At 68.4% G+C, this 22,679-nt stretch carries 20 protein-coding genes; 3 read left to right on the top strand and 17 right to left on the bottom strand.

Features of this window, described 5'->3' with window-relative positions:
• Nucleotides 1-63: 63 nt before the first annotated feature.
• Entirely contained in the window at nt 64-3,645 is a 3,582-nt protein-coding gene (locus ACE3SG_RS00980; RefSeq protein ID WP_374562037.1) for an indolepyruvate ferredoxin oxidoreductase family protein, read from the bottom strand.
• A 207-nt stretch (nt 3,646-3,852) separates the two neighbouring features.
• Here ACE3SG_RS00980 and ACE3SG_RS00975 point away from each other — a divergent pair, with 207 nt between their 5' ends.
• On the top strand, nt 3,853-4,410 hold the full coding sequence (locus tag ACE3SG_RS00975) for an Lrp/AsnC family transcriptional regulator (RefSeq protein ID WP_374562036.1): 558 nt from the start codon (nt 3,853-3,855) through the stop codon (nt 4,408-4,410).
• A gap of 44 nt (nt 4,411-4,454) precedes the next feature.
• The gene (locus tag ACE3SG_RS00970; protein WP_374562035.1) at nt 4,455-5,042 is read left to right on the top strand and encodes a GNAT family N-acetyltransferase; all 588 of its coding nucleotides are present in this window, start codon (nt 4,455-4,457) and stop codon (nt 5,040-5,042) included.
• 17 nt (nt 5,043-5,059) lie between these two features.
• On the opposite strand, the gene ACE3SG_RS00965 is transcribed toward ACE3SG_RS00970, so the two are convergent.
• Entirely contained in the window at nt 5,060-7,051 is a 1,992-nt protein-coding gene (locus ACE3SG_RS00965) for an amidohydrolase (protein ID WP_374562034.1), read from the bottom strand.
• A 53-nt stretch (nt 7,052-7,104) separates the two neighbouring features.
• Between ACE3SG_RS00965 and ACE3SG_RS00960 the strand changes: the two genes are divergently transcribed.
• Nucleotides 7,105-8,070, top strand: a complete 966-nt coding sequence (locus tag ACE3SG_RS00960) for a response regulator transcription factor (RefSeq protein ID WP_374562033.1) — start codon at nt 7,105-7,107, stop codon at nt 8,068-8,070.
• Nucleotides 8,071-8,094: 24 nt separating this feature from the next.
• Here the strand turns inward: ACE3SG_RS00960 and ACE3SG_RS00955 are convergent, their stop codons facing one another.
• The 15 genes from ACE3SG_RS00955 to ACE3SG_RS00885 all read right to left on the bottom strand — a co-directional run bounded on the left by ACE3SG_RS00955 (nt 8,095) and on the right by ACE3SG_RS00885 (nt 22,678).
• Entirely contained in the window at nt 8,095-9,417 is a 1,323-nt protein-coding gene (locus ACE3SG_RS00955) for a hypothetical protein (RefSeq protein WP_374562032.1), read from the bottom strand.
• A complete protein-coding gene (locus ACE3SG_RS00950) occupies nt 9,417-10,703 on the bottom strand; it encodes a hypothetical protein (protein ID WP_374562031.1) in 1,287 nt (428 codons plus the stop codon). The genes ACE3SG_RS00955 and ACE3SG_RS00950 overlap by 1 nt, the downstream gene beginning before the upstream one ends.
• Complete coding sequence (locus ACE3SG_RS00945; protein ID WP_374562030.1) at nt 10,700-11,779, bottom strand: hypothetical protein; 1,080 nt, start codon at nt 11,777-11,779, stop codon at nt 10,700-10,702. The genes ACE3SG_RS00950 and ACE3SG_RS00945 overlap by 4 nt, the downstream gene beginning before the upstream one ends.
• Entirely contained in the window at nt 11,780-13,030 is a 1,251-nt protein-coding gene (locus ACE3SG_RS00940) for an ATP-grasp domain-containing protein (protein ID WP_374562029.1), read from the bottom strand.
• A gap of 4 nt (nt 13,031-13,034) precedes the next feature.
• Nucleotides 13,035-13,928 (bottom strand): hypothetical protein, encoded by an 894-nt coding sequence (locus ACE3SG_RS00935; protein ID WP_374562027.1) that lies wholly within the window; start codon nt 13,926-13,928, stop codon nt 13,035-13,037.
• A 14-nt stretch (nt 13,929-13,942) separates the two neighbouring features.
• The gene (locus tag ACE3SG_RS00930; protein ID WP_374562025.1) at nt 13,943-15,064 is read right to left on the bottom strand and encodes a low specificity L-threonine aldolase; all 1,122 of its coding nucleotides are present in this window, start codon (nt 15,062-15,064) and stop codon (nt 13,943-13,945) included.
• A 78-nt stretch (nt 15,065-15,142) separates the two neighbouring features.
• On the bottom strand, nt 15,143-16,510 hold the full coding sequence (locus ACE3SG_RS00925) for a 3-dehydroquinate synthase II (protein WP_374562023.1): 1,368 nt from the start codon (nt 16,508-16,510) through the stop codon (nt 15,143-15,145).
• 39 nt (nt 16,511-16,549) lie between these two features.
• Nucleotides 16,550-17,002: a cupin domain-containing protein gene (locus ACE3SG_RS00920; RefSeq protein WP_374562020.1), complete on the bottom strand. Its 453-nt coding sequence runs from the start codon at nt 17,000-17,002 to the stop codon at nt 16,550-16,552.
• Complete coding sequence (locus ACE3SG_RS00915) at nt 16,993-17,661, bottom strand: TenA family transcriptional regulator (protein WP_374562018.1); 669 nt, start codon at nt 17,659-17,661, stop codon at nt 16,993-16,995. Before ACE3SG_RS00915 ends, ACE3SG_RS00920 begins: the two co-directional genes overlap by 10 nt.
• A 17-nt stretch (nt 17,662-17,678) precedes the next feature.
• Entirely contained in the window at nt 17,679-18,521 is an 843-nt protein-coding gene (gene fabD / locus ACE3SG_RS00910) for an ACP S-malonyltransferase (RefSeq protein ID WP_374562017.1), read from the bottom strand.
• Nucleotides 18,515-19,345, bottom strand: a complete 831-nt coding sequence (locus ACE3SG_RS00905) for a thioesterase II family protein (RefSeq protein WP_374562015.1) — start codon at nt 19,343-19,345, stop codon at nt 18,515-18,517. The genes fabD and ACE3SG_RS00905 overlap by 7 nt, the downstream gene beginning before the upstream one ends.
• A 1-nt stretch (nt 19,346) precedes the next feature.
• Complete coding sequence (locus ACE3SG_RS00900; protein ID WP_374562013.1) at nt 19,347-20,078, bottom strand: 4'-phosphopantetheinyl transferase superfamily protein; 732 nt, start codon at nt 20,076-20,078, stop codon at nt 19,347-19,349.
• Between the two features lie 83 nt (nt 20,079-20,161).
• Entirely contained in the window at nt 20,162-20,791 is a 630-nt protein-coding gene (locus ACE3SG_RS00895; protein WP_374562010.1) for a DUF6434 domain-containing protein, read from the bottom strand.
• Between the two features lie 47 nt (nt 20,792-20,838).
• Nucleotides 20,839-21,276, bottom strand: coding sequence for a GyrI-like domain-containing protein (locus ACE3SG_RS00890; RefSeq protein ID WP_374562009.1), 438 nt, complete (start codon nt 21,274-21,276; stop codon nt 20,839-20,841).
• Nucleotides 21,277-21,328: 52 nt separating this feature from the next.
• The gene (locus ACE3SG_RS00885; protein WP_374562006.1) at nt 21,329-22,678 is read right to left on the bottom strand and encodes an MATE family efflux transporter; all 1,350 of its coding nucleotides are present in this window, start codon (nt 22,676-22,678) and stop codon (nt 21,329-21,331) included.
• Nucleotide 22,679: the final 1 nt, after the last annotated feature.

Genomic DNA, 22,679 nt, shown 5'->3' with positions numbered 1-22,679 from the left:
CGCCTCAAAAAGAAACGCCGTCGCGTTGCCGCGACGGCGTTTCACGAAGCAGAAACAGTCGTATCAGACTGATGTGGCGGCCTGCGCGGCCGGCTGCCGGGCCGGCTGGCGCCAACGCGCCATCAGCTCGGTCCACTTGGCGCGCGCCGCCTTCAGGTGGCGCTCCTTCACGTGGCCGTAGCCGCGGATGTCTTCGGGCAGCTTGGCGATCTCGACCGCCAGCGGCAGCCTGTCGGCCGACAGGCCGGCCAGCAGCTCGTCGATCGCGGCGCGGTATTCGCCGATCAGCGCACGCTCGGTGCGGCGCTCTTCGGTGTAGCCGAAGATGTCGAACGAGGTGCCGCGCAGGCCCTTCATCTTGGCCAGCAGGCCAAATGCCGAACGCATCCACGGGCCGAACGGCTTCTTGATCAGCTCGCCCTGGTCGTTCTTCTTCGCGAACAGCGGCGGCGCCAGGTGGTGCACCAGCTTGAAGTCGCCTTCGAACTGCGCGTTGAGCTTGGCCAGGAAGCTCGCGTCGGTGTGCAGGCGGGCGACCTCGTACTCGTCCTTGTAGGCCATCAGCTTGAACAGGTAGCGGGCCACGGCCTCGCTCAGGCGCGTGCTCGTGCCGAGCTTGGCTTCAGCGGCGCGCACCTTGTCGACGAAGGCCTTGTACTCGGCCGCGTAGGCGCCATGCTGGTAGCCGGTCAGGAACTCGACGCGCTTGGTGATCATCTCGTCGAGCGACGGGCGCTTGACGAACTGGATCACCGCGGCGGCCTTGAACAGCGCCTTGACCGACGCCAGGTCGTGTGCGCAGCGACGGCCCCATTCGAAGGCGTCCTTGTTCTTCTCGATCTGCACGCCGTTGAGCTCCATCGCGCGCATCAGCGATGCGTGGCTGAGCGGGATGCGGCCGTGCTGCCAGGCGAAGCCCAGCATCAGCGGGTTGGTGTAGATCGAATCGCCCAGCAGTTGCGTGGCGGCTTCTTCGGCGTCGAAGGTGGCGAAGTGGTTCGCGCCCACTGCGGCCGAGATCGCCTGCTCGCACTGGCCGGCGGGGAAGGTCCACTCGGTGTCGGTGACGAAGCTGGCCGTCGGCGTCGAGTGGTTGTTGAGCGCCACGAAGGTGCGCTCGGGGTGCATTGCGCTCAGCGTGGTCTTGCTCGCCGCCACGATCGCATCGCAGCCGATGATCAGGTCGGCCTTTGCGGTGTCGACCTTGGTGGTGTGGATCGCGTCCTGGTTCTCGGCGATCTGCACGTGGCTCCAGGTGGCACCACCCTTTTGCGCCAGGCCCGCCGCGTCTTGCGTGACGATGCCCTTGCCTTCCAGGTGCGCGGCCATGCCCAGCAATTGGCCGATCGTGATGACCCCCGTGCCGCCGACGCCGGCGACGACGATGCCCCAGGCCGATTCACAGGCCGGCAGCGTGGGCTCGGGGATGCCGGGCAGGCTGGCCAGGTTCGGGCCGCTGCCCTTCTTCGGCTTCTTCAGCGCGCCGCCTTCGACGGTGACGAAGCTCGGGCAGAAGCCCTTCACGCACGAGAAGTCCTTGTTGCAGGAGTTCTGGTTGATCTGGCGCTTGCGGCCGAACTCGGTCTCCAGCGGTTCGACCGAAACGCAGTTGCTTTGCACCGAGCAATCGCCGCAGCCTTCGCAGACCAGCTCGTTGATGACCACGCGCTTCTCGACATCGGCCATCGTGCCGCGCTTGCGGCGGCGGCGCTTCTCGGTCGCGCAGGTCTGGTCGTAGATGATCGCGGTGGTGCCCTTGAGCTCGCGGAACTCGCGCTGGATATGGTCCAGCTCGTCGCGGTGGTGCACGGTCACGCCGGGGGCCAGCGCCACGCCGTCGTACTTGCCCGGCTCGTCGGTCACGATCACCAGCTTGGCCACGCCTTCGCTGACCACGCTGTTCATGATCTGGATCACCGAGTGGCCTTCGGGGCGCTCGCCCACGCGCTGGCCGCCGGTCATCGCGACCGCGTCGTTGTAGAGGATCTTGTAGGTGATGTTGACACCCGAGGCGATCGACTGGCGGATCGCCAGGATGCCGCTGTGGAAGTAGGTGCCGTCGCCCAGGTTCGAGAAGATGTGCTGCTCGTTGGTGAACGGCGCCTGGCCGACCCAGGGCACGCCCTCGCCGCCCATCTGCGTGAAGGTCTCGGTGCGGCGGCCCGGCATCCAGTTGACCATGTAGTGGCAGCCGATGCCGGCCACCGCGCGCGAGCCCTCGGGCACGCGGGTGCTGGTGTTGTGCGGGCAGCCCGAGCAGAACCACGGCGTGCGGTCGCCGGTCTTCACTTCGAGCGCAGCGAGTGCCTGTTCCTTGGCAGTGATGACGGCGATGCGCTCGTCCATGCGAGCGGCCACATCGGCCGGCACGCCCAGCTTCTTCAGCCGCTTGGCGATCGCCTTGGCGATGATCGCCGGCGTCAGGTCGGCCTTGGCGCGCAGCAGCCAGTTCTCGCTCGGGTTCGGCATCGACCATTCGCCGCCGGAGAGATCACCCTCTTGCTCCTGGAACTTGCCGATCACGTTCGGCCGCACGTCCGAGCGCCAGCCGTAGAGCTGCTCCTTGATCTGGTACTCGATGACCTGGCGCTTTTCTTCGACGACGAGGATCTCTTGCAGGCCGGTCGCGAAGTCGCGCGTGATGGTCGCTTCCAGCGGCCACACCACGTTGACCTTGTGCACGCGGATGCCGAGCGCGCGGCAGGTGTCGTCGTCCAGCCCCAGGTCGCTCAGCGCCTGGCGCATGTCGTTGAAGGCCTTGCCGCTGGCGATGATGCCGAAGCGGTCGTGCGCCGATTCGACGACGTTGTAGTTCAGCTTGTTGGCACGCACATAGGCCAGCGCGGCGTACCACTTGTAGTCCATCATCCGCGCCTCTTGCTCGAGCGGCGGATCGGGCCAGCGGATGTGCAGGCCACCCGCCGGCATCTGGAAGTCCTCGGGCATGATGATCTTCACGCGGTCGGGGTCGACGCTGACGCTGGAGCCCGATTCGACGACCTCCTGGATCGTCTTCATGCCGCTCCACAGGCCCGAGAAACGGCTCATTGCATAGGCGTGCAGGCCCATGTCGAGGATGTCCTGCACGTTGCTCGGGAAGAAGGTCGGGAAGCCGCAGGCCTTGAACACGTGGTCGCTCTGGTGCGGCGCGGTCGAGCTCTTCGATACGTGGTCGTCGCCGGCTATCGCAATCACACCGCCATGCTTGCTGGTGCCGGCCATGTTAGCGTGCTTGAACACGTCGATGCAGCGGTCCACACCCGGGCCCTTGCCGTACCAGATGCCGAAGACGCCGTCGTACTTGGCCTTCTCCTTGAACAGGTCGAGCTGCTGGGTACCCCAGACGGCCGTGGCGCCGAGCTCTTCGTTGACGCCCGGCTGAAACACGACATGGTTGGCCGCCAGGTGCTTCTTGGCCCCCCACAGCGCCTGGTCATAGGTGCCCAGCGGCGAGCCGCGGTAGCCGCTGATGAAGCCGGCGGTGTTCAGGCCGTTGCGGGCATCGCGCGTGCGCTGCAGCATCGGCAGGCGCACCAGCGCCTGCACACCACTCATGAAGGCACGACCGGTCGGTAGTGCGTACTTGTCGTCGAGCGTGACCGATTCCAGGGCCTTGCGAATCGAGTCGGACAGCGGGGCGTTCATGGCGAGCGAGGCTCCTAAAGGGGCAGCGGTGGCGGGCAGGAGAGGTGCGCGCGAAGGCGCATCAGGCTCGTGGCCTGCGCGCCTTGGCGAAGAGGGGGAATGCGCAAAGTGTAGAAGCAAGGGCGCGACAGGTGCTTTCTTTTGATTGCCTCGGGAGCATGGTTCGAGAAACAATCTTGCTCAAATTTCTTTCGAAGAGAACCAAGTTTGCCGAAGCCCGCAAAATCAGGGAAAACCAGTAGCACCGACACATCGGGCGCCGGTGTTCCCGTCTCGACCGCCGCCGGCGTCACGCTGGACCGCTACGACGTCGCGATCCTCGACGCGCTGCAGCGCGACGCGCGCCAGTCGAACGCCGACTTGGCCGCCACCATCGGCTTGTCGGCCGCCCCCACCTGGCGCCGCGTGCGCCGGCTCGAAGAGCTGGGCGTGATCACCGGCTACCGCGCCGAGATCGACCGCCGCAAGATCGGCCTGGGCGTGCTCGCCTTCGTGCGCGTGGACACCGACCGCGACAACGCCGCCGCCACGCAGGCGCTGGAAGCCGCGATCCGCAAGCTGCCTGAAGTCATCGCCTGCCACTACATCTCGGGCGCCGGCACCTTCGAGCTACAGGTGCTGGTGACCGACCTCGACGCCTACTCACGCTGGACGATGGACACCCTGTTCAAGCTGCCCAATGTGAAAGACCTGCACACCAGCTTTTCGCTGGGCGAGGTGAAGGCGGGGGCGGCGTTGCCGTTGGGGCATTTGCAACCCCGTTAGGCCGGGGACCAACCCATGCCCTGCTTGCATTACGCTTCGCCCCCATGGACCTGACCCCCGCCCGCCGCGAGATCACGACCGAGCGCTTGCTGCTGCAAGCCGGCGATGAAACCCTGGCCGAATCGGTGGCTGATTTCCACCGCCGCAACCGGCGCCACTTCGCGCCGTGGGACCCGCCGACCGCCGACAGCTTCTACACCACGGCCACGCAGGCCGAGCGCATTCGCCTGGGGTTGAAGGCCTTTGCGGAGGGAGTGGGTTTTCGGTACTGGCTGTCGCTGTCGGGCGAGCCGGCGCGGGTCATCGGCTCGGTGCATTTCAGCCAGGTCTCCCGCGGCGCGTTCCACAGCTGCGTGCTGGGCTATTCGCTCGACGAGCTCTGCCAGGGCCGCGGGTTGATGCACGAGGCGCTGTCCGCGGCGATCGACGAGATGTTCTCGCCGCAGGTCAACCTGCACCGCATCCAGGCCGCCTACCGGCCCGAGAACAAGCGCAGTGCGGCGGTGCTGGCCCGCTTGGGGTTCCGCCCCGAGGGGCTGGCCAAGGATTACCTGTTCATCGCCGGCGCCTGGCGCGACCACCAGCTGACGGCCTTGACCAATCCGATGTTCAACGAGCCGGCCGACTGGTAGGCCGGGCAGCGCCAGGTTCAGTGCGCCGCGTGGCCTGGGCCGGCGTGCGTACTGTGGTCGCGCCATACCCGTTGCGGCAGCGCCTTGTGGGCCAGCGCTTGCAGCGTGGTTGCCGCGCGCTGGCGCCGCGCCACGGTGCTGCTGGCCGCCAGGTTCGCGGCGTCGTAGACCAGGCCCCCGTTGAACACCGTGTGGGTCACCGCGACCTGCATCAGCTGGTCCGCCGGCGTGGTGTACGGATCATGGTCGAGCACCACGAAGTCGGCCAGTTTGCCGACCTCGATCGTGCCGACCTTGCTGTCCAGCCGCAGCGCCTGGGCCGCGTTGACGGTGTAGGCCGCGATCATGTCGGCCACCGGCACCACCTCTTCGGCGTGCAGGGTCTGGCCGACATACGGTGAATCGGCAAACGGGCCGGTGCGGGTGACGGCGATCTGCGTGGCCGACATCGGCGTGTTCGGCATCGGGTCGCCCGGCAGTGCGTCCACCGGCCAATCGCTGCCGCCCACCAGCGTGGCGCCCGCGGCCTTCAGGCTGCCGGCGGGGTACATGTAGCGGTGCGTCTCGGGCAGGATGTAGGGCTGCACCGCGTCGATCGAATACTCGTCGGGCTGGGCCCAGAACAACTGCATGTTGGCGTAGACGCCCAGCGCCTTGAAGCGCGCGAAATCGGCCGGATCGACGATCTGCAGGTGCGCGATCTGGTGCCGGTTGTCGGTGGCACCGTTGGCCTGCTTTGCGACTTCCAGCGCATCCAGCACCGCGTGCGTGGTGTAGTCGCCGATCGAGTGGGTGTGGATCGTGAAACCTTCCTTGTCGAGCCGCGCCACATAGCGGTTCAGCACCGCCTGGTCGAAGTAGCGGCCGCCGTGGTTGGTGGTCGGCTGGCCGTGCTCGTCGAGGTAGGGCTTGATCATCGCGGCGGTCTGCGTCGGGTACTCGATCACGCCGTCAGAAAAGATCTTCACCGCGTCGGCCTGGATCAGCGGATGCGTCGCGTACTTGGCGCGCAGGCCGATCAGGCGCTGGTACTCGGCCTCGTCGTCGACGATGTCGGACATCAGCGCCGCGCGCACCCGCATCTTCAGCGTGCCGGCGGCTTCGAGCGTCTCGTAGACCTGCAGCGCCGACTCGCTGGCCCACGCGTCCTGCACCGAGGTGATGCCCTTGGAGCGGATGATGTCCAGCGCCTGCTGCGCCAGCGCCACCCGCTCGTCCAGCGTCAGCGGCGGGATGATCGAATCGACCAGGCCTTGTGCCGCGTCCTTCAGGAAGCCGGTGGGGTTGCCGTGCGCGTCGCGCTCGATCTGGCCGCCCGGTGGGTCGACTGTGACGGCGGTGATGCCGGCCAGTTGCAGCGCCTTGCTGTTGACCCACTCGGTGTGGCCGTCGATGCCGTGCAGCGCGACTGGGCGGGTGGCGCTGATGCGGTCCAGGTCGGCCGCCGTTGCGACGAAGTTGGTCGGGTTGACGTTGGCGATCTCGATCCACTTGCCGGCCGGCACCGGTTGGGGCTCGGTGGGCAGACAGTCGCTCAGCGCGTAAGCCACGATCTCGTCGACGCCGAGCGCAACGCCATCGACGCTGCACTGGGCCAGCCGCTCGGCACCCATCGCCGGGTGGATGTGGCTGTCGATGAAGCCCGGCAGCAGTGTGCGGCCCTTGAGCTCGATGACTTGCGTGTCGTGGCCGATGTAGCCGGAGACTTCGGCGTCGCTACCCACCGCCACGATGCGTTCGCCGCGCACGGCCACCGCCGTCGCGGTGCGGCCCTGTGCATCCATGGTGCGCACGGTGCCGCCGCGCAGCACCATCGTCGCGGGCTCGGGGCGGTCGTCGCCCCAGCCCAGGCAGCCCGCAAGGCCGCCGAGGGCCAGGACGGCGACGCTGGCGGCGAATTTGAAGGGGATCCGGCGGAACGGGGTTCGCTGTTGGCTCGGCACGATGCTCGTCTCCTTGCGCTCGGTGGCGCTGGCTTCACTGTGGTCTGCACTCTGGCCGGCGGGCATCGCGCAGCCAACCCTGCAGATGCACGGGTCGCTCCGCGCTAAGCTGCCGGGCGATGGATCTCGCCCGCTTCTCCGCGCTCGTGCTGGCCTGGCAGCGGCTGGCGGTCGAGACGCCGCCGGAAGGTTTTCGCTGCGCCGCGCTGACGCTGCTGGAGCCCGCCGTTCCGTTCGCCTCGGCCTGGTGGGGCATCGCCAACCCGCAGGCGGGCCAGGTGTCGGTGATGCAGGGTTACCTGCACCGGCTGCCGCCCGCGTTCATCGAGGACTGGTGGGGCATTGCCGATGTCGACGCACTGGCCCGCCGCTGCGCCGAGCAACCCGGCATCACCGTGCTGGACGATGGCGAGGGGCCGATCACCCCCGCCGAAGCCGCCTTCGATACCCGCTACGGCCTGCACTGCGCCTTGTCGACCCTGGTGCCGGACGAGAGCACCGGCCTGTACAACTTCGTCTCGCTGTTTCGCGGCCAGGCGCAGCCAGTGTTCAGCGAAGACGAGCGCGGCGTCGTCGAACTGCTGGTACCGCACCTGGTGCAGACCGAGCAGACCCACTGGCGGCTGGGGCTGCGCCGCCAGTTCGCTGCGGCCGGCGAGCACCAGGCCCAAACCGACGCGGCCGGCTACCTGCGCCACGCATCGCCCGACTTCTGCCACCTGCTGGTGCGCGAGTTCCCCGCCTGGCCGGGCGGCCCGTTGCCGCTGCCGCTGCAGCCCTTGCTGCTGGCCGGGCAGGGCCAGTGGCAAGGCCAATCGATCGAGGTCGGCGTCGAGCCGCTGGGCAGCAACGCCCCGGGCCGCCGCATCACCGTGCGCTCGCGCATCGGCCACGGCCTGACGCGGCGCGAAGAGACCATCGCCCGCGCCTACGCCGCCGGCGATTCGTACAAGGAGATCGCGCGCCAGCTCGGCCTGTCGCCCGCCACCGTGCGCGGCTATCTGCGCGAGTGTTATCTCAAGCTGGGCGTGTCGAACAAGGCCGCGCTGGGGGGTGTATTGCAGCGCGGTGGCGGCAAACCCTAGCGAATCGACTGCGTCAGCGCCGCGTCACCAGACGGCCAGGCCGCAGCCCTCTTCTGCCCCGTTGGACACGTTGATGACCGGCGTCTCGCCGCCTTGCATGGTCTGTCGCACGGCCAGCCCGGCGTACAGGCCGCCGAACACCATCGGCCCCAGGCAGGCGATGTAGCGGCGCCGATGGTCGGGCATCGCCACCTCGTGGCGCCAGCTGCCCTTGACCACTTCTTGGCACACGTGCAGCTTGCCGCACGCGACGGCCTCGCGCACCATGTGCGCCCACTGCTCGGGCGCAGTATCAGCGCCGAACGTCACGCCCCGGCCGCCGTATTCGTCGCCGGGCTTCATCACCAGGCTTTGCCTCATCTCGATCGCCCGGTCGACCCACGCGTCAGTGACGCGGAAGGTCAGCGGCACCACGCGCTTGAGCAGCGCCCATTCGGCGGCGGTGTAGTGACCCTCGTAGGCCGGCGAGCTGAGCAGCTCGAGATTGGCCTTGTGGTCGAACAGCGCGCTGACCGGCGCGCCGACGAAGTCGACCAGACCGTCGTCCTCGGCGGCCACCAGCGCGCGCACCAGCGGGTACGGCACGAAGCGTTTCAGCTCGTTCCACGTGAACATCGTGTAGACGGTGTGCACCCGCTGGCCGTGGATGAAGACACCGCTGGCCGAGATCGTCAGGTCGGTGATCAGGCCGCTGACCACGGTGAAGCCGGCCCGCGCGGCCAGGTTGACGAAGGCCTGGCGGCTCGCGTCGCTGTCGGCCGGGTTCGCCAGCGCCTCGAACATGATCGGCGCTTCGGTGGCCCGCGCCAGCGGGCACTGCGCCATCAACGCCTGCAGCCAGAGCTCCGAGGTCGCGGGCGTGTCGAAGCAGGCGCCCTGCCGGGCCAGATGGCGCGCAAAGCCGGTGTTGGCAAACTCGTCGACATACGGCTCGCAAGTGGCCATGCCGCCGATCGGCGTCGAGATGTTGATTTCGGTCACGCGCGGCCCCGAGTCGGACAGAAGGAAATCGGGCCGCGCGAACTGCGTCGCGCGCGCCAGCAGGCGGGGCCGACACAGCGGCGCGAGGAACTCCGCGTCGGCCTGCGGCATGGCCAAGAAGCGCATCCACGCGCGGTGGTCACCACCGAAGATGCGCTCGGGGATCGAGCCGACGATCTTCACCAGGTCGACCGCGGCCTCGGCCAGCTCATCGACCGCGCGCTTGTCGAACAGCGGCGGCGGGAAGAGGATCGTCCGCTTGAGCCGGTACAAGCGCCGCTGGAAAACGCCGCACTCGGACAGCACGTCGCCACCGTGCTCGCGCAGGTAGTCTTCCCAGGAATGAAGGTAGTTCGGATGAAGCATCATGGCAACGATGAACCAGACTGGTTGAGGTAAATGGGGGCGGTGAAAACCTTCTTCTTGAGCAACAGCTGGCCGGCCAGGGCCACCACCGCCATCACCGCGCCGCAGCAGGTGATCACCCCGGCCGGCGGCATCAGCGACAGCAGCCACGGTGCGCTGCCCATCATCAACAGCATTCCGGCGTACTCGGCAACGAGCTTGACCCGGTAGAGCTTGGTGACGGCGTGCCAGTCGTGCCCCGCCTGCAGGATCTTCAGAAAGGCCAGATCCGCCGGTGGCGTGCCGAGCGCAATCACCGCGGCAAACAAGCAGATGGCCGGCAACGCGCCGCCCGCCGTGGCCAGCAGCAAGTAGCCGATCGCCGCCACCGCGCGGCCCAGCACCACCAGGTGCATCGGGCGGCTGATCGACACGCGCGACGTCACGATGTTGCCGGCGATGTTGCCCAGCCCGTAGCACAACGTCGCCACGGCAAACCCACCCAGGCCACCCAGGCTCGGCCCGGTGGCCGGCGCCGACGACAGCACGAGGGCGGCCGAGAAGACGAAGCCCAGGTACCACGCCCCGGCGTTGAACATCTGCGAGATGAAGCAATAAACCAGCGCCGGCGACCGGCCGGCCAGCCGAAAGCCAGAGAACAGACCGCTCCAGTACGACACCTGCCCGGTGGCGGCCGGCCGGCTCACCGGCCCGGTCTGCCGATCCAGGTGCCACTGCAGCAGCGCCGCACCGGCGAAGCAGCCCAAGGTCAGCATCAACGCCAGCGTTTCTCCACCGGTCCACGCCATCAGCGCCGCCACGCCGGGGCCGGCAATGCGCGACAGGCGCGCGGTGTTGTCCACCAACGCGTTGGCGCGCTGCATCGCCGCGTCGTCCAGGCCGAGGGTGCTCAGGCCGCCGATCAATGCCGCGTCCAGATGCGGCCGCGACGCCGACATGCACAGGCTGGCCAGCAGCAGCAGCGGCAACATCCAGTGGCCGGCGATGCAGGCCAGTGCCAGGCCGGCAGCCACCCAGCGGACCACGTTCAAGCCTGCCGTGCAGCGAAATGGCCGCACCCGCTCGAACAGCCCGGCACCGAACACGCCAGACACCACCGCGCACACCAGCATGATGACCAGGTAGTAGGCGCTGTTCGCCCCGAGCAGCTTCACCAGGTGCCAGACCACCGTCAGGTTGAAGAACTCGACGCCAAGGGCACCGGCCAGCTCGCTGGCCAGCAGCAGCGCCAGGCGCCCGCCGATCGGCGGGCGGCCCGGCTGCTCGCCGGTGTCGGCCAGGGTCACGGCGTTGCTTCCAGCGCGCACGGTTGCTCGTCGTCTGCGGCTGGGCCGGCCGCGCGTTCAGCGCGGCGCGGCCGCAGGCGCCCCTTGGCCTGCAGCGCGGCGAACAGCAGCTCGATCGCCTCGGACGACTGGTCGCGGCCGGTAGCGCGGAACGAATAGTTGAGCCCGCCGGGGTTGGCCAGGTTCAGCTCGAGCACATACGGATACGCCAGGTCGATGCCGGCGAAGTAGACACCCTGGTCCATCAGACTCTGGCCCAGCGCGCGGCAGAAGTGGTCTTCCTCGGGCGTCAGCTGCAGGCCCTCGAAGGCATTGCCCAGCGTCACGTTGCCCCGGTGGTCCAGTTCGTGGTGGAAGCGGCGGAAACCGCAGAACGGCACGCCGCCCGAGAGCATCACCCGTTTCTCGTTGTCAACGACGTTGGGCACATAGCGCTGCATCGTCACGTACTTGCGCGACAGGCCGATCGTCGGCCGGCCGTACATCTCGTAGCGGCAGATCTCGTTGCCGGTGGTCGACTGCAGCAGCGCACGTGCGTTCTTGGTCTTCAGGCTGACGATGTACACGTCCGAGCCGCAGCCCTCGTTGCTGGGCTTGAGCACCCACGACTCGTTCTCGTCCGAGGACACCACCTCGTTCAAGGCGTCAAAGCTGTTCGACACGTACGAGGTCGGCAGGTGCTCGCGGTCCACCGCCGCCGGCAGGGTGATCTTGCTGTTCAGGAACAGCAGCGCGCTCGCATCGTTGACGAAGGGCACGCGCTGATTCAGCACCCACAGCAGCTGGAACGCGTCGAGCAACAAGGTCGGGTGCGGGTTGGTCAGCACCCAGACGATGTCGAAGTCTTCCGCGCTGGCCGTCTGCAGCTTCAGGTCGGGGAACGGCACGCCGTCGCGGTATTCGCGATCCAGCGCGAACAGGTCGCAGATCACCGTGCTGTCGCGGATGCCCAGGGTCTCGATGTCGCCGACCGAGACGTGGTGGCCCGCGCGCAGCAGCGCGTTCGGGACGATGGAGTGGTTGTCCAGTCGGTACTCGTTGAGTCGCGAAATCAGAACCAGGACACGGTAGGGCATTCAAGCCTCCTCTGTTTGAAGTGTCGAGTTGAAAAGCTCGTCCAGCGCATCGAGCGAGGGCTGGATCGCTTGGCCCGGCGCGGTGCCGAGCAGCACGTAGCCGAGCCGGTCGTAGTTGGACCGGGCCGGCGCATTGCGCGGGTCTGCGGCCACCTTCAGCTTGTGCTGCACGACGCCTGGCAGCCCCGGCAGCAGGCCGTCGATCCGGTGCGCCTGCGCGATCGACTGCAGCTGCGACGACAGCACGAAGCGGATCGCCGCCGATCCGTGGCGCGGAGGTTGGTCCGGCGCCGGCCGGCCTTCGCGCAGGTGGTAGGCCAGGTAGTGCTCCACCATGTCGATGCCGGTGGTCCACAGCACCAGCTTGGTGATGAAACCGCCGGCCAGGCGCGGGTTGACCTCGATCAGGCAGGGCTCGCCATCGCGCACACGCAACTCGATATGCGCAGCGGCGCAGCGAAGGCCCAGCGCCTGCAGCCACATCAGCACCCGCGCCTCGATCTTCTCGGCCAGGTCGCTCGGCAGCTCGGCCGGGAACACATGCCCCGCTTCGACGAAGTACGGCGGCGGCGCCAAGATCTTGCGCGTGATGCCGACGACGCTCCATTCCTCGCGCTGGCGGTCCCACAGCAGCTCGCAGCTGTACTCGTCGCCGTCGACATACTCCTCGACCAGCATCGCCCGGACGGGCCGGTAGCGGCGCAGGTTCACCTGGTGCTGGCCGAACTGCGACAGCGCCTGCTCCACATCCGCCGGCCCGCGGCACAGGCGCACCGCCACACTGCCGCTCTCGTCGATCGGCTTGACCACCAGCGGGTACGCCAGCGCCTGCAGGTCGGCCGACTGCAGCTCGGCCTCGGTCATCACCTGCGACCGCACGGCACCGGGCAAGCCAGCCAGCCGCTGGCGCATCAGGTCTTTGTAGCGGGCGGCCATCAGCGAGTTCACATCGGCATGCGGCAGCCCTAAGGCCATCGCGCACAACGCAGCCACCGGGAGGTGGTAGTCGTCGAACGACACGATCGCGTCGACCGCGATGCCGCCGAGCGCGCGCAGTACCGCCACCGGGTCGTAGGTGTCGCAATCGACCACCTCGTGCGCCAGCTCCAGCGGGTTGTCGACCAGCGCGGCGTAGAACGGCCGATCCATCGTGACGAACACCAGGTGGCAGCCCCAGGCTCGGGCCTTCTGCATCGCCTCGAAGGTGGTGCCGGTCGCGTTGGCTTCGAGAAAAACAACGGTTGAGCTCATGGCCTCAGGCCTCCATCACATCGCGCACGGGTTCGCCCGCGCGGCGGGTTGGTCTTGGATCGTGGTCGGCCCGGTCGGCCAGGTGTGGAGCGGCTTCGATCACGGTGCACCGGCCGGTCAGCGCGCTGCCCGAGATCGGCGCGGGCCGGGCGCCCGAGGCGATGACCGAGCTGCAGCCCTGGCCGGCCGCTAGGCGCGCCGCCTCGATCTTGCTGCGCATGCCGCCGGTGCCCTTGCCGCCAGCCTCGGCCCCGCCCGGGTGGACGGTGTGCAGCGCCGCCACGCCCAGGTGGCGCAGCAACTGCGCATCGGGGTTGGCCGGGTCGCGGTCGAAAACGCCATCGACGTCCGTCAAGAACACCAGCAGCTGCGCCGCCCAGACCTGGGCCACCCACGCCGCGAGTTGATCGTTGTCGGCAAAACAGGCGCCCTCGATCCGGTGGCAGTCATCCTCGTTGAGGATCGGCACCACGCCGTCGGCGCACAGGTCGTCCAGCAAGGCGGCCAGGCGCGGCGCCGCAGCCGGGTCGACCCGATCGTCATGCCGCACGAGGACCTGCGCGGCGCACAAGCCCGCGGCCTCGAAGCGCTGCTGCAACCGGGTGGTCAGGCGCATCTGGCCGACGCTGGCGCACGCGCGCCGCTCCTTCGGCGACCGGTGCCCCATCGAGGGCCGCGCCGCACGGCCCAGCGCCACCGCGCCGGAGGCGACGATCACCACCTGCTTTCCACGCTCGTGCAACCAGGCCATGTCGGCGGCGATCGGGCCCCAGCGGTCGGTGTCGTCGGATGAAACCGAAGAACCCACTTTCACCACGATGCGCCGCGCCTGGTGGACCAGCCGACCAGGCGTTCCCACGCCATCGGGCAGGCCGTTGACTGTCATCGGTTCATGCATGTTGCTTCTCTCGTTCAAGGCGTCGACGCACCGGCCCAGCTCGTCGCAGCGCCTTCGGCGGCAGCCGCGCCGGCAACGCCGCCGCGCGCCGCGATCCGTTCGATCAGGCTGGCGATGCGCGTCGTCGCGTTCAGGGTCTGCTTGCGCGTCGTGTTCAGGCAGAACACCGCACGAATCACCTGCCCGCGCCAGGCCAGCAACTTGACCCCCAGCCAGTCGGCCATCGACACGAAGCGCCCGGGCTCGATGCCCAGGCGGCTGATGTCGAACAGCGCGATGTTGGTTTCCGGCACCACCACGTCGACACAACCGGTGTCCATCAGCCCGAGCGCGAAGTGGCGCGCGTTCTCGTGGTCGTCCGCCAGCAGCGGCAGGTGGTGGCGCAGCGCGTACAGTGCCGCGGCCGCCACCACGCCCGACTGGTGCAGCCCGCCGCCGTACCATTTGCGCCAGCGGCGCGCCTGGGTGATCACGTCGCGCGAGCCGACCAGTGCCGATCCCATTGGCGCACCCAGCCCCTTGGCGAAGCAGACCGACAGGGCCGTCGCCGTCTGGCCGTATTGCGCCAGGCCCACGCCGGTGGCGACCGAAGCGTTCCACACCCGGGCACCGTCGATGTAAGTGGCCAGCCCCTGCTGCGACGTCCAGTCGCGCACCTGCTGCAACGTGGCCAGCGGCACGACTCGCCCGCCGCGGCCGTTCACGGTGTTCTCGTGCCACACCAGCCTCGGTACGGCATAACTGTGGCTCCAGCGCGCGCGTGTCTCGATGGCGGACTGGATCGTCGCGACATCAAGCATGCCGTCGTGCGTCTGCACCGGGTTGAGCGAGACGCCGCTGAAATCGGCGGTTTGCGCCGCCTCGAAGAAGTTGATGTGGTGGCTGGCGTCGCAGATGACTTCGTTGCCGCGATCGACCAGCACGCGCAGCGCCACCTGGTTGCTCATCGTGCCCGTGGGCATCAGCAGCGCAGCCTCCTTGCCGAACAGGCCCGCGACGTGCTCTTCCAATGCATGGACCGTCTTGTCTTCGCCAAAACAATCGTCCCCCGTCTCGGCCTGCGCCATCGCCTGCAGCATGGCGGGGGTGGGTCGACTGAGCGTGTCGCTGCGCAGGTCGACGATGTCGTCCTTCATCATGGCTCCCTGATTGATGTTCCGCCGCGAATGCGGCGCCGGCCGCGAGGGGCCGGCGCGGTCGCTGGTGCGGCTGCGCTACTGCTCGATGATGTGTTCGGTGATCCGCAGGCCGGTGTGCCGCCCCGGCAGCGCCACGTGCGCCAGCAGCTCGTCACCCGGCTGCACCAGCGTCGCGTGCCGCACTTTGCCGTCTGCGCCCATCAGGCGAACGTGCCAGTCGTTCTGCAAGAAGGCGTTGATGTAGACCCGGTTCGGGTCTTCGAGCGCCACCGTTTCCTGGCTCGGCGTCACCGCGCGCTTGGCGGCGCTTGCCGACAGCACCGCGTCGCGCAGCTCCGGCGTCACGCTGTCGAGCGAGACGCTGCAGCGGATCTTCAGCATCGGCCGCCGCTCGATCTTGGCCCGGCCCACCGTCACGACACGCGAGTTGCCGTGCAAATCGACGCACAACACCTCGGCGCCGGCCTGCATCTCGTTGAGGTACTTGACGTTGTCGTCCGGGCCCCAGATGTACGAGTGCACCGCCCCGGCATTGACGCGGAACTCGCGCAGGTTCATGTGCGGCAGGTAGTGCGTCTCGGAGCAGACGAACAAACCGCCCCAGCCGGTCGAGCCGACGATCATCCCCTCTTCGACCGACATCATCGACGTGCAGTCGACGCAGACGCGGTGGCCCAGCCCCGTGTGCTGCACCTCTTCGACGCGCGCCTTGACCAGTTGGATGCGCGTGTCGCGGCGCTGCTCGATGCGCTGCGACAGGTTCTCGATCACCTCGGCATGCTCGGTGCGCAGCACCACACCGATGCCATGCTCCATCGTCGCGAAGGCGTTCAGCGACTGGTTGATGTCATCGACCACGCCCTGCAGGCCCTTGATCGGCACGTTGCGGAAGATCTTGGTCGGCTTGCCTTCGGTCTTGGCCAGCAGCAGCTCGTACGGGATGTAGGTGGCATGCTCGATGTCGATCACGACGAAGTCGTCGCCGCGCTCGCAGACCTCGATGCAGTACGGAAACTCGCGCTCCAGGTCCATCACGTCGATGAACAGGCCTGCCTGGTGGCCCAGCGCGGCAGCCTGGCGGCGCAGCGGTTCTTCACGCGTCATCACCCAGGCCCCGGGCTCGAGGTCTTTCAACTGCGCCGACGCATCGACGACGACCACCTTTTGCTTGGCGGTGGTGAACGCGCGGTGCTGGGCGTGGTCGATCACGACGTGGGTGCAGTTGCTTTGCTCGACCACCGGCAGGATGCGCTTGCTCGGCAGCTTGCGCGCATCGAACCACCACTGCACGCTGCCGGCCGTGCGCGGCGCGGGGGTCGGGTCAGGCAGCGCAGCAGCGGCCGGCGGGGTCGCCTTCGGCGTCGCCGCAGCGGGGGGGGCCGCGTCCACATCGGCCACGGCGGTGTCTTGGAGCGCGGTGGCGCTCGCTGTCAGTTTCGACATGATGGGTCTCGGTTGGCGATCAAAAGGGGAAGGCGGCGCTCAGGCCTCTTCGCGCAGGGCGACGCCCAGGTTCTGCAGGTGCGGTGCGTTCTCGCAGGCGAGGTAGGTGGCCTTGTGCTGCGGGCTGAGGTTGATGTGCTGGTGCCAGGCCCAGACCGGGACATAGAACGCATCACCGCGCTTCCACGCCACCTCACGCTCGCCGATGATCGACTTGCCCTCGCCTTCGAGCACATAGATCAGCGTCTCGTAGTTGTGCCGGTGCTTGCGCGTGCTCTGCCCCGGCTCCAGGCCGCCGACGGTCATGCTGATGACCTTCGAGGGCAGGTCCACCACATTCACCTGGTGCCGGCGCTCGTGCGAGAAGTCGCGGTCACCAACGGGGGTGTTGCCGGTGACGTCGGCGTGCAGCAGCCGGTCCGGCAGCGTCGCGTCGAGTGCGGCGGGGACCTTGGCGAAATCGCCTGACGAATGGGTGGTGCTCAGTGACATGCTTGCTGCGCTCCGTCCAGCACACCGTTGAAGAACTCCAGGCGCGCGTCGATCATGGCCTGCGCGCCTTCCAGGATCAGCGCCGCGTCCTGCGGCCGCTCGGACTGCATGCGCAGCAGGATCTGCCGCATCGTCTCGGCATGGTCGTCATCGCACTCGACGTGAATCTCGAAGAACTTCAGCTGCTCGCGCTTGACGCCGTTGGCGAGGAAGCCTTCGATGATGTCGCTGTACAGCGGCGCGACGATGGCCTCGGCACCCAGGCACAGGGCACCCAGCCCGTAGGCGGGGTTGCGCTGCTTGCAGTAGTGCAGCGCGGTGTCGATCAGGTGCTCGGTCTCGGGGAAGGTCGGCACCTCGTGCTGGTGCACGCCCAGCTCGGACAACATGCGCGCGAACAGCTTCGCGTGCGGCTCGCCCGCGTCCTCGCCGAAGCCAAGCTCCTCGGCCAGGTTCTCGGCCAGGCGCATCACGTCTTCGTTGTCGCGCAGGTTGGAGATCAGCGCGCACAGGTAGCGGGTGAAGTAGCCGCTGTACTTGGCTTGCTGGGCAAGGAAGATGTTCAGCTCGTGCCGCGTGATGGTGCCTTCGCGGCAGCGCTGGATGAACGGATGCTCGCGCAGGCGTTCGACATGGGATTGGGTGATGGTTTCGAACATTTGAGGTGGACTCCCGTTCAGTGAAGGGTGAGGTTGGCCTTGGCCAGCGTGGTCAGCACGGTCCCGGGGCCGACTTCCTGGAACAGCATCGGCCCTTGCTGGCGCAGGTAGGCCAGGGTCTGGCGCCACTGCACCGGCCGGGTCAGGTGCTCGGCCAGGCGATCGGGCCAGTCGCGCCCGTCATGCGGCTGGGCGCTCAGGTTCGAGACCACCGGCAGTCGGCCGGGCTTGAAGCTGAAGCGGGCGCAGAACTGGCGGAACTCAGCCGCCGCGTCGGCCATGAAACGGGTGTGGAACGCGCCGCTGACCTTCAGCGGAACGACCTTGCCGACGTTGCCGGCGGTGATGCGCCGAGAGGCCTCGTCGACCGCCGCCACCGAGCCGGCGCACACCAGCTGCTTGGGCGAGTTGTCGTTGGCAATGCAGAAGTCGGGCGACAGCGCGTCGGCGATCGCCTGCAGGCCCGCCAGGTCGGGGTCGAGCACCGCAATCATCGTGCCCTTGCCGTTCTGGCGCGCCATCAGCTCGCCGCGCATCTTCACCAGTTGCAGGCCGGTCTCGAAATCGATCACGCCCGCGCTCAGCAGCGCGTTGTATTCGCCCAGGCTGTGGCCGATCGCGTAGTCCGGCTCGACGCCGGTGCGGCGCACCGACATCTCGGCCAGCGCGTTGACGGTGAACAGCGCTGGCTGGGTGAAGGCGGTGTCGTTCAGCTTCGGCCCGCTTTGCTGGCACAAGGCCGGCAGGTCGTAGCCGAGGATCGCGTTGGCCTGCTCGACCAGCCGCGGGAACTGCTCGAACAAGGCCGCCCCCATGCCGCGGTGCTGGGCGCCCTGGCCCGGAAACATGAAGGTCAGCATGAAGTCCTCCTGGCGGTGTCTAGTACTCTCATCAAGTTCTCCATCACGGGCGCGTGCGCGCTCCTCACGAAAAAGTGGCCACCGGGAAACAGGTGCCCGACGAAGGCATCGCCGGCGAATTCGTCCCAGCGGAAGATGCGCTCGATCGACACCTCGGGGTCGTCGGCGCCGCCCCACACGTGCATCGGGCAGCGCAGCGGCTCGGGCGTCGCGCATTGGTGGGCATCGGCGATCGCGAAATCGGCCTGGAAGGTGCGCATGAAGATGTCCAGGAACGGCCCGTCCTGCAGCAGCACCGGGTCGGTACCGCCCAGCCGCGTCAGCTCACGAACGATCTTGTCGCGCGAAAACGCCGCGCGGCTGACGGCCGGGCGTGCGGCACGGGGCGCGCCCCGCCCGGCCAGCACCAGGGCCGCCGGCATGCGGTGCCCTTGCCGCTGGCGGCGCAGCGCCAGCTCGAATGCCAGGATCGCGCCCATGCTGAAGCCGAACAGCACGTAGGGCCGGTCGGTCAGCTCGCGCAGCCCTTCGTCCATCGCGTCGAGCAGCGGCGGCAGCTCGGTGAACGGTGCCTCGGCCAGCCGCCGGCCGCGGCCCGGCAGCTGCACCGCGGTGAACTCGAGCCAGTCGAGCGACTGGAACTCCTTCAGCCACGGCTGAAAGAAGCCGGCGTTGCCCCCCGCGTGGTGAAAGGCGATCAGGCGCAGGCGCGCGTCGGGCGCGCCAGCCTGAAGCCCGACCCACGGCGACCGCGCGGGCCGCGTCACCAACGGGGCTGCCGGCGCGGGTGGCGCGGGCCGTGTCAATGCGTCCAGGTACGACATCTCAGATCCTCCATCCTTGCCATGACCATTGCCGAACGGCGGGCGCCGGCCGCGTGCCACCGGCGCCGGGCTGCGCCCAGGCCAGCGCCGCCGACCAGCCGGCGCCGGGCACGTCGAGCGACCACAGTTGCAGCCCCTGCATCGTCGAAGGCCCGTCCAGCAGCCGCGGCCGGAACTGCGGGCGGAACTCGACGCTGAAGGCGTCCAGCGGAAACCGCAGGCCCACCCCCGTGGCCTTCAGGCAGGCCTCTTTCAACGTCCACCAGCGGTGAAACCCACGCACGCGCTGCTCGTCGGGCAGGGTCCAGAAGGCGTCCTTCTCCAGCGCACTGAAGTAGCGGCTGACCATCGCCATCAGGTGCGCCGGCTCGGACCAGCGCTCCAGGTCGATGCCGACCTCATGCCGCCAAGACACCGCCACCAGCGCCATGCCGGCCGAGTGCGACAGGTTGAAGCGCAGCGGGCGCGGCGCATCGGCCAGGCGGGGCTTGCCATTGGCATCGGTGCGCAGCGCGATCGCATCCGGCGCGCGGCCCAGCGACAGGCCGAGGATCCCGCGCAGCGCCGCATGCGCGGCCAGGTAGCGCCGGCGCAGCGGCGCAAAGGCAAACCGGTCCGCCCGCGCGCGCTCGCCGGCGTCCAGCACCTGCGCGCACTCGTCGGCGCGGGCGTGCGGGTCGTCCAGGTCAACCTGCCACACGTGCAGGCCATGGTGGGGGGCTGAACAGGCCATGCAGCGGCCTGCCGCCCCACCGTGGTGGGCGGATTCGATCATGCGGTTGGGTCTCGGCTAGGGGTGCGCGGCCCGCGTTCGGCTCAGCTGTCCTCGGCTTCCCGTGGGGCGATGCTGCTGGCGTAGTCGCGTGGGCCGCACGACTGGCGCAGCTCGTTCCAGGCGGCGGCGGCGTCCTTCAGGGTCTTGCCGTGGTTGCGCTCTTTGTCGCGCATGTAGTCCCTGACGAAGCGGTTGTATTCCCAGGTGTGCATCAGCGTGGACTTGTAGTTCTTGTCCTTGCGTCGCTCGTGCTCGGCGATCCACTCGGCCGCCAGGTCGCCGTAGGTCAGCTGGCGCTGCGGGTTGGCGCGCCGCCAGCGCTGCAGGTGCGCAGTGAAGTGGAAGTGCGGGCCGATGACCGACTCGAAGAAGGCGCGGGTGTCGGCGTCGCACTTGTAGTCGGGGCCGACCGGCGTCTCGAGCGTGATCGTGCGCGTGCCCGCCGGTGCCCGCGCCGCCTTGGCCGGGCCCGCCACGCGAGGCGCCGCGATGGCGCCGCCGCGCAGGTGCTGGCGCACACGCTCGATCACCTCGTGCTTGTGGCCCTGGGTCGGCAGGCCACGCTCGCGGCAATAGGCCACCAGCTCTTGCATGTACCAGTAGTACATGTCCAGCGCCTGGGGCGCCATGCCTGGCTCAAGCGGCGGACGATCGGGGTGGACCTTCAGCATGGTGCTTCCTCGGCTCGAAGACTGACGCGACACGGCCAGGCGCTCCGTCACTTCAGCGACACGTACACGTCAGCTCCCTGCGCACCGATCAGCTCGAAATCGCAGGCGTAGCGGCGGTCCAGGTCGGTGCGGCCCCAGATGTGGTGCCAAACGTGGCGGATGGCGTTCGGGTCGTCGATGTGGAACTTGGCGTAGCGTCCGGCGCCGAAGTGGCGCACGGTGAAGCCGTCGCTCATCGGCGGGGTCGACGGCGACAGCCGCGCGCCCAGCAGCAGCGTGTAGGCGCCGGTGGCGTCGCTCTCGTAGTCGAAATAGGCCTCGCAGATCTCGGTGCCCGGCTCGACACCGAGCTGCTGGTGCACGCCCTGCTGGAAGAAGGTGCCCCAGTGCTGCTGGATCTTCGCGAAGCCGGCTTCGCTGTTGTCGGTGCGCAGCGTGATGCCGGCGATCGTGATGGGATCGAGTTCGATCAGGTCGTAGTCCATGAAATGCCTCTTGCCAGATGTCGGGCGGCCGCGCAGCGGGCCGCCCCGGGGGTCATGATGCGGTGACCAGCGCCTTGCCCTGCCAGGTGCCCGAGCGCCAACGCAGGAAGTTGATCGTGCCGCGCAGTGTTTCGTCAACCACCAGCCCGACCCACAGGCCGGCCATGCCCAGGCCGCTGTACAGGCACAGGTAGACGGCCAGCGGCACGGCAACCAGCCAGGTCACCCCCAGCCCGACGGCGGCCGGGTAGTTGGCGTCACCCGCCGCCTTCAGCGCGAAGCTGGACAGCGTGCCGAACGAGCGCGCCGGCTCGAGCAGGATCGCCAGCACGAGCAGGTCCATGCTGATCGCGATGATCTTCGGGTCCTGGGTGAAGACGCCCACCAGCGTGCCGCCCGCGGCCCACAGTGCGACCGCGATCAGCAGGCTGCCCACCACCGCGATGCGCAGGTTCGACATGAGCACTGCGTGGGCTGCCTGCGGCTGACCGGCCCCGACCAGGATCGCCACCAGCACCTGGTTGCCGATCGAGACCGCCGCGGCCCAGCAGATCGCCACCGTGGCCAGGTTCATCACATAGACCCGCGCCGCCATCGCCTCGGTGCCCAGGTGAACTGCCGCAGCGGCGATCACCAGCATCGCCAGCTCGGCCGACACCGGCTGCACGACCGAGGGCACGCCGATGCGAAGCACCGAGCGGATCGGCTGCGCCGGCGCCGCCACGAAGGCCCGCCACTCGTGCGGCGACTTCACCTTGGTCAGCATCACCACCACGTAGAAGGCGATCACCGCCGCCTGCGCCAGGATGGTGGCCAGCGCGACACCTTCGATGCCCATGCCGGCCCGCTGGAAGACGATGTTCAGCGCGATGTTGGCGACGATAGCGACCAGGCCGCCGAACATCGTCCACACCGTCTGGCCGCGCGACACGAAGACCGCGCCGAGCGCGTACTTCAGGCCGATGAAGACCAGCGCCGGTGCGATGGCCGACATGAACGCGACCGCATGGCGTTGCTCGTCACCCACCAGCCCCAGGCCTGCGGCGATCGCCGCTGCGCCCAGGCCCATCACCAGCGCGGCCAGCAAGCCCAGGCCGGCGTTGACCACCAGCGCGGCGCAGTAGATGCGGCCGGCCTCCTTGGGTTGGCCGGCGCCATTGAACTGGCCCGCGGCGTTGCTGGCGCCCTGCGCCATCATCATCGCGACCAGCACGCAGACCATGAAGATCGGGATCGTGGTGCCGACGCTCGCGGCCACGCTGTCGGAGATCCGGCTGAGGAAGAACGAATCCGAGAAGAACACCGAGAAGGTCAGCACCAGCTCGATGAACACCGGGATCACGATGGCCCACACCGGCGGCAGTTGTTGCGGGCCCGAGGGGGAAGCTTGTGGTTGGCTCATG

This window comes from Ideonella sp. (genome assembly GCF_041914305.1).
In the GTDB taxonomy this organism is placed as follows: domain Bacteria; phylum Pseudomonadota; class Gammaproteobacteria; order Burkholderiales; family Burkholderiaceae_C; genus Ideonella.
The sequence above is the reverse complement of the archived record's forward strand: the minus strand, read 5'-3'. Positions and strand labels throughout refer to the sequence as shown.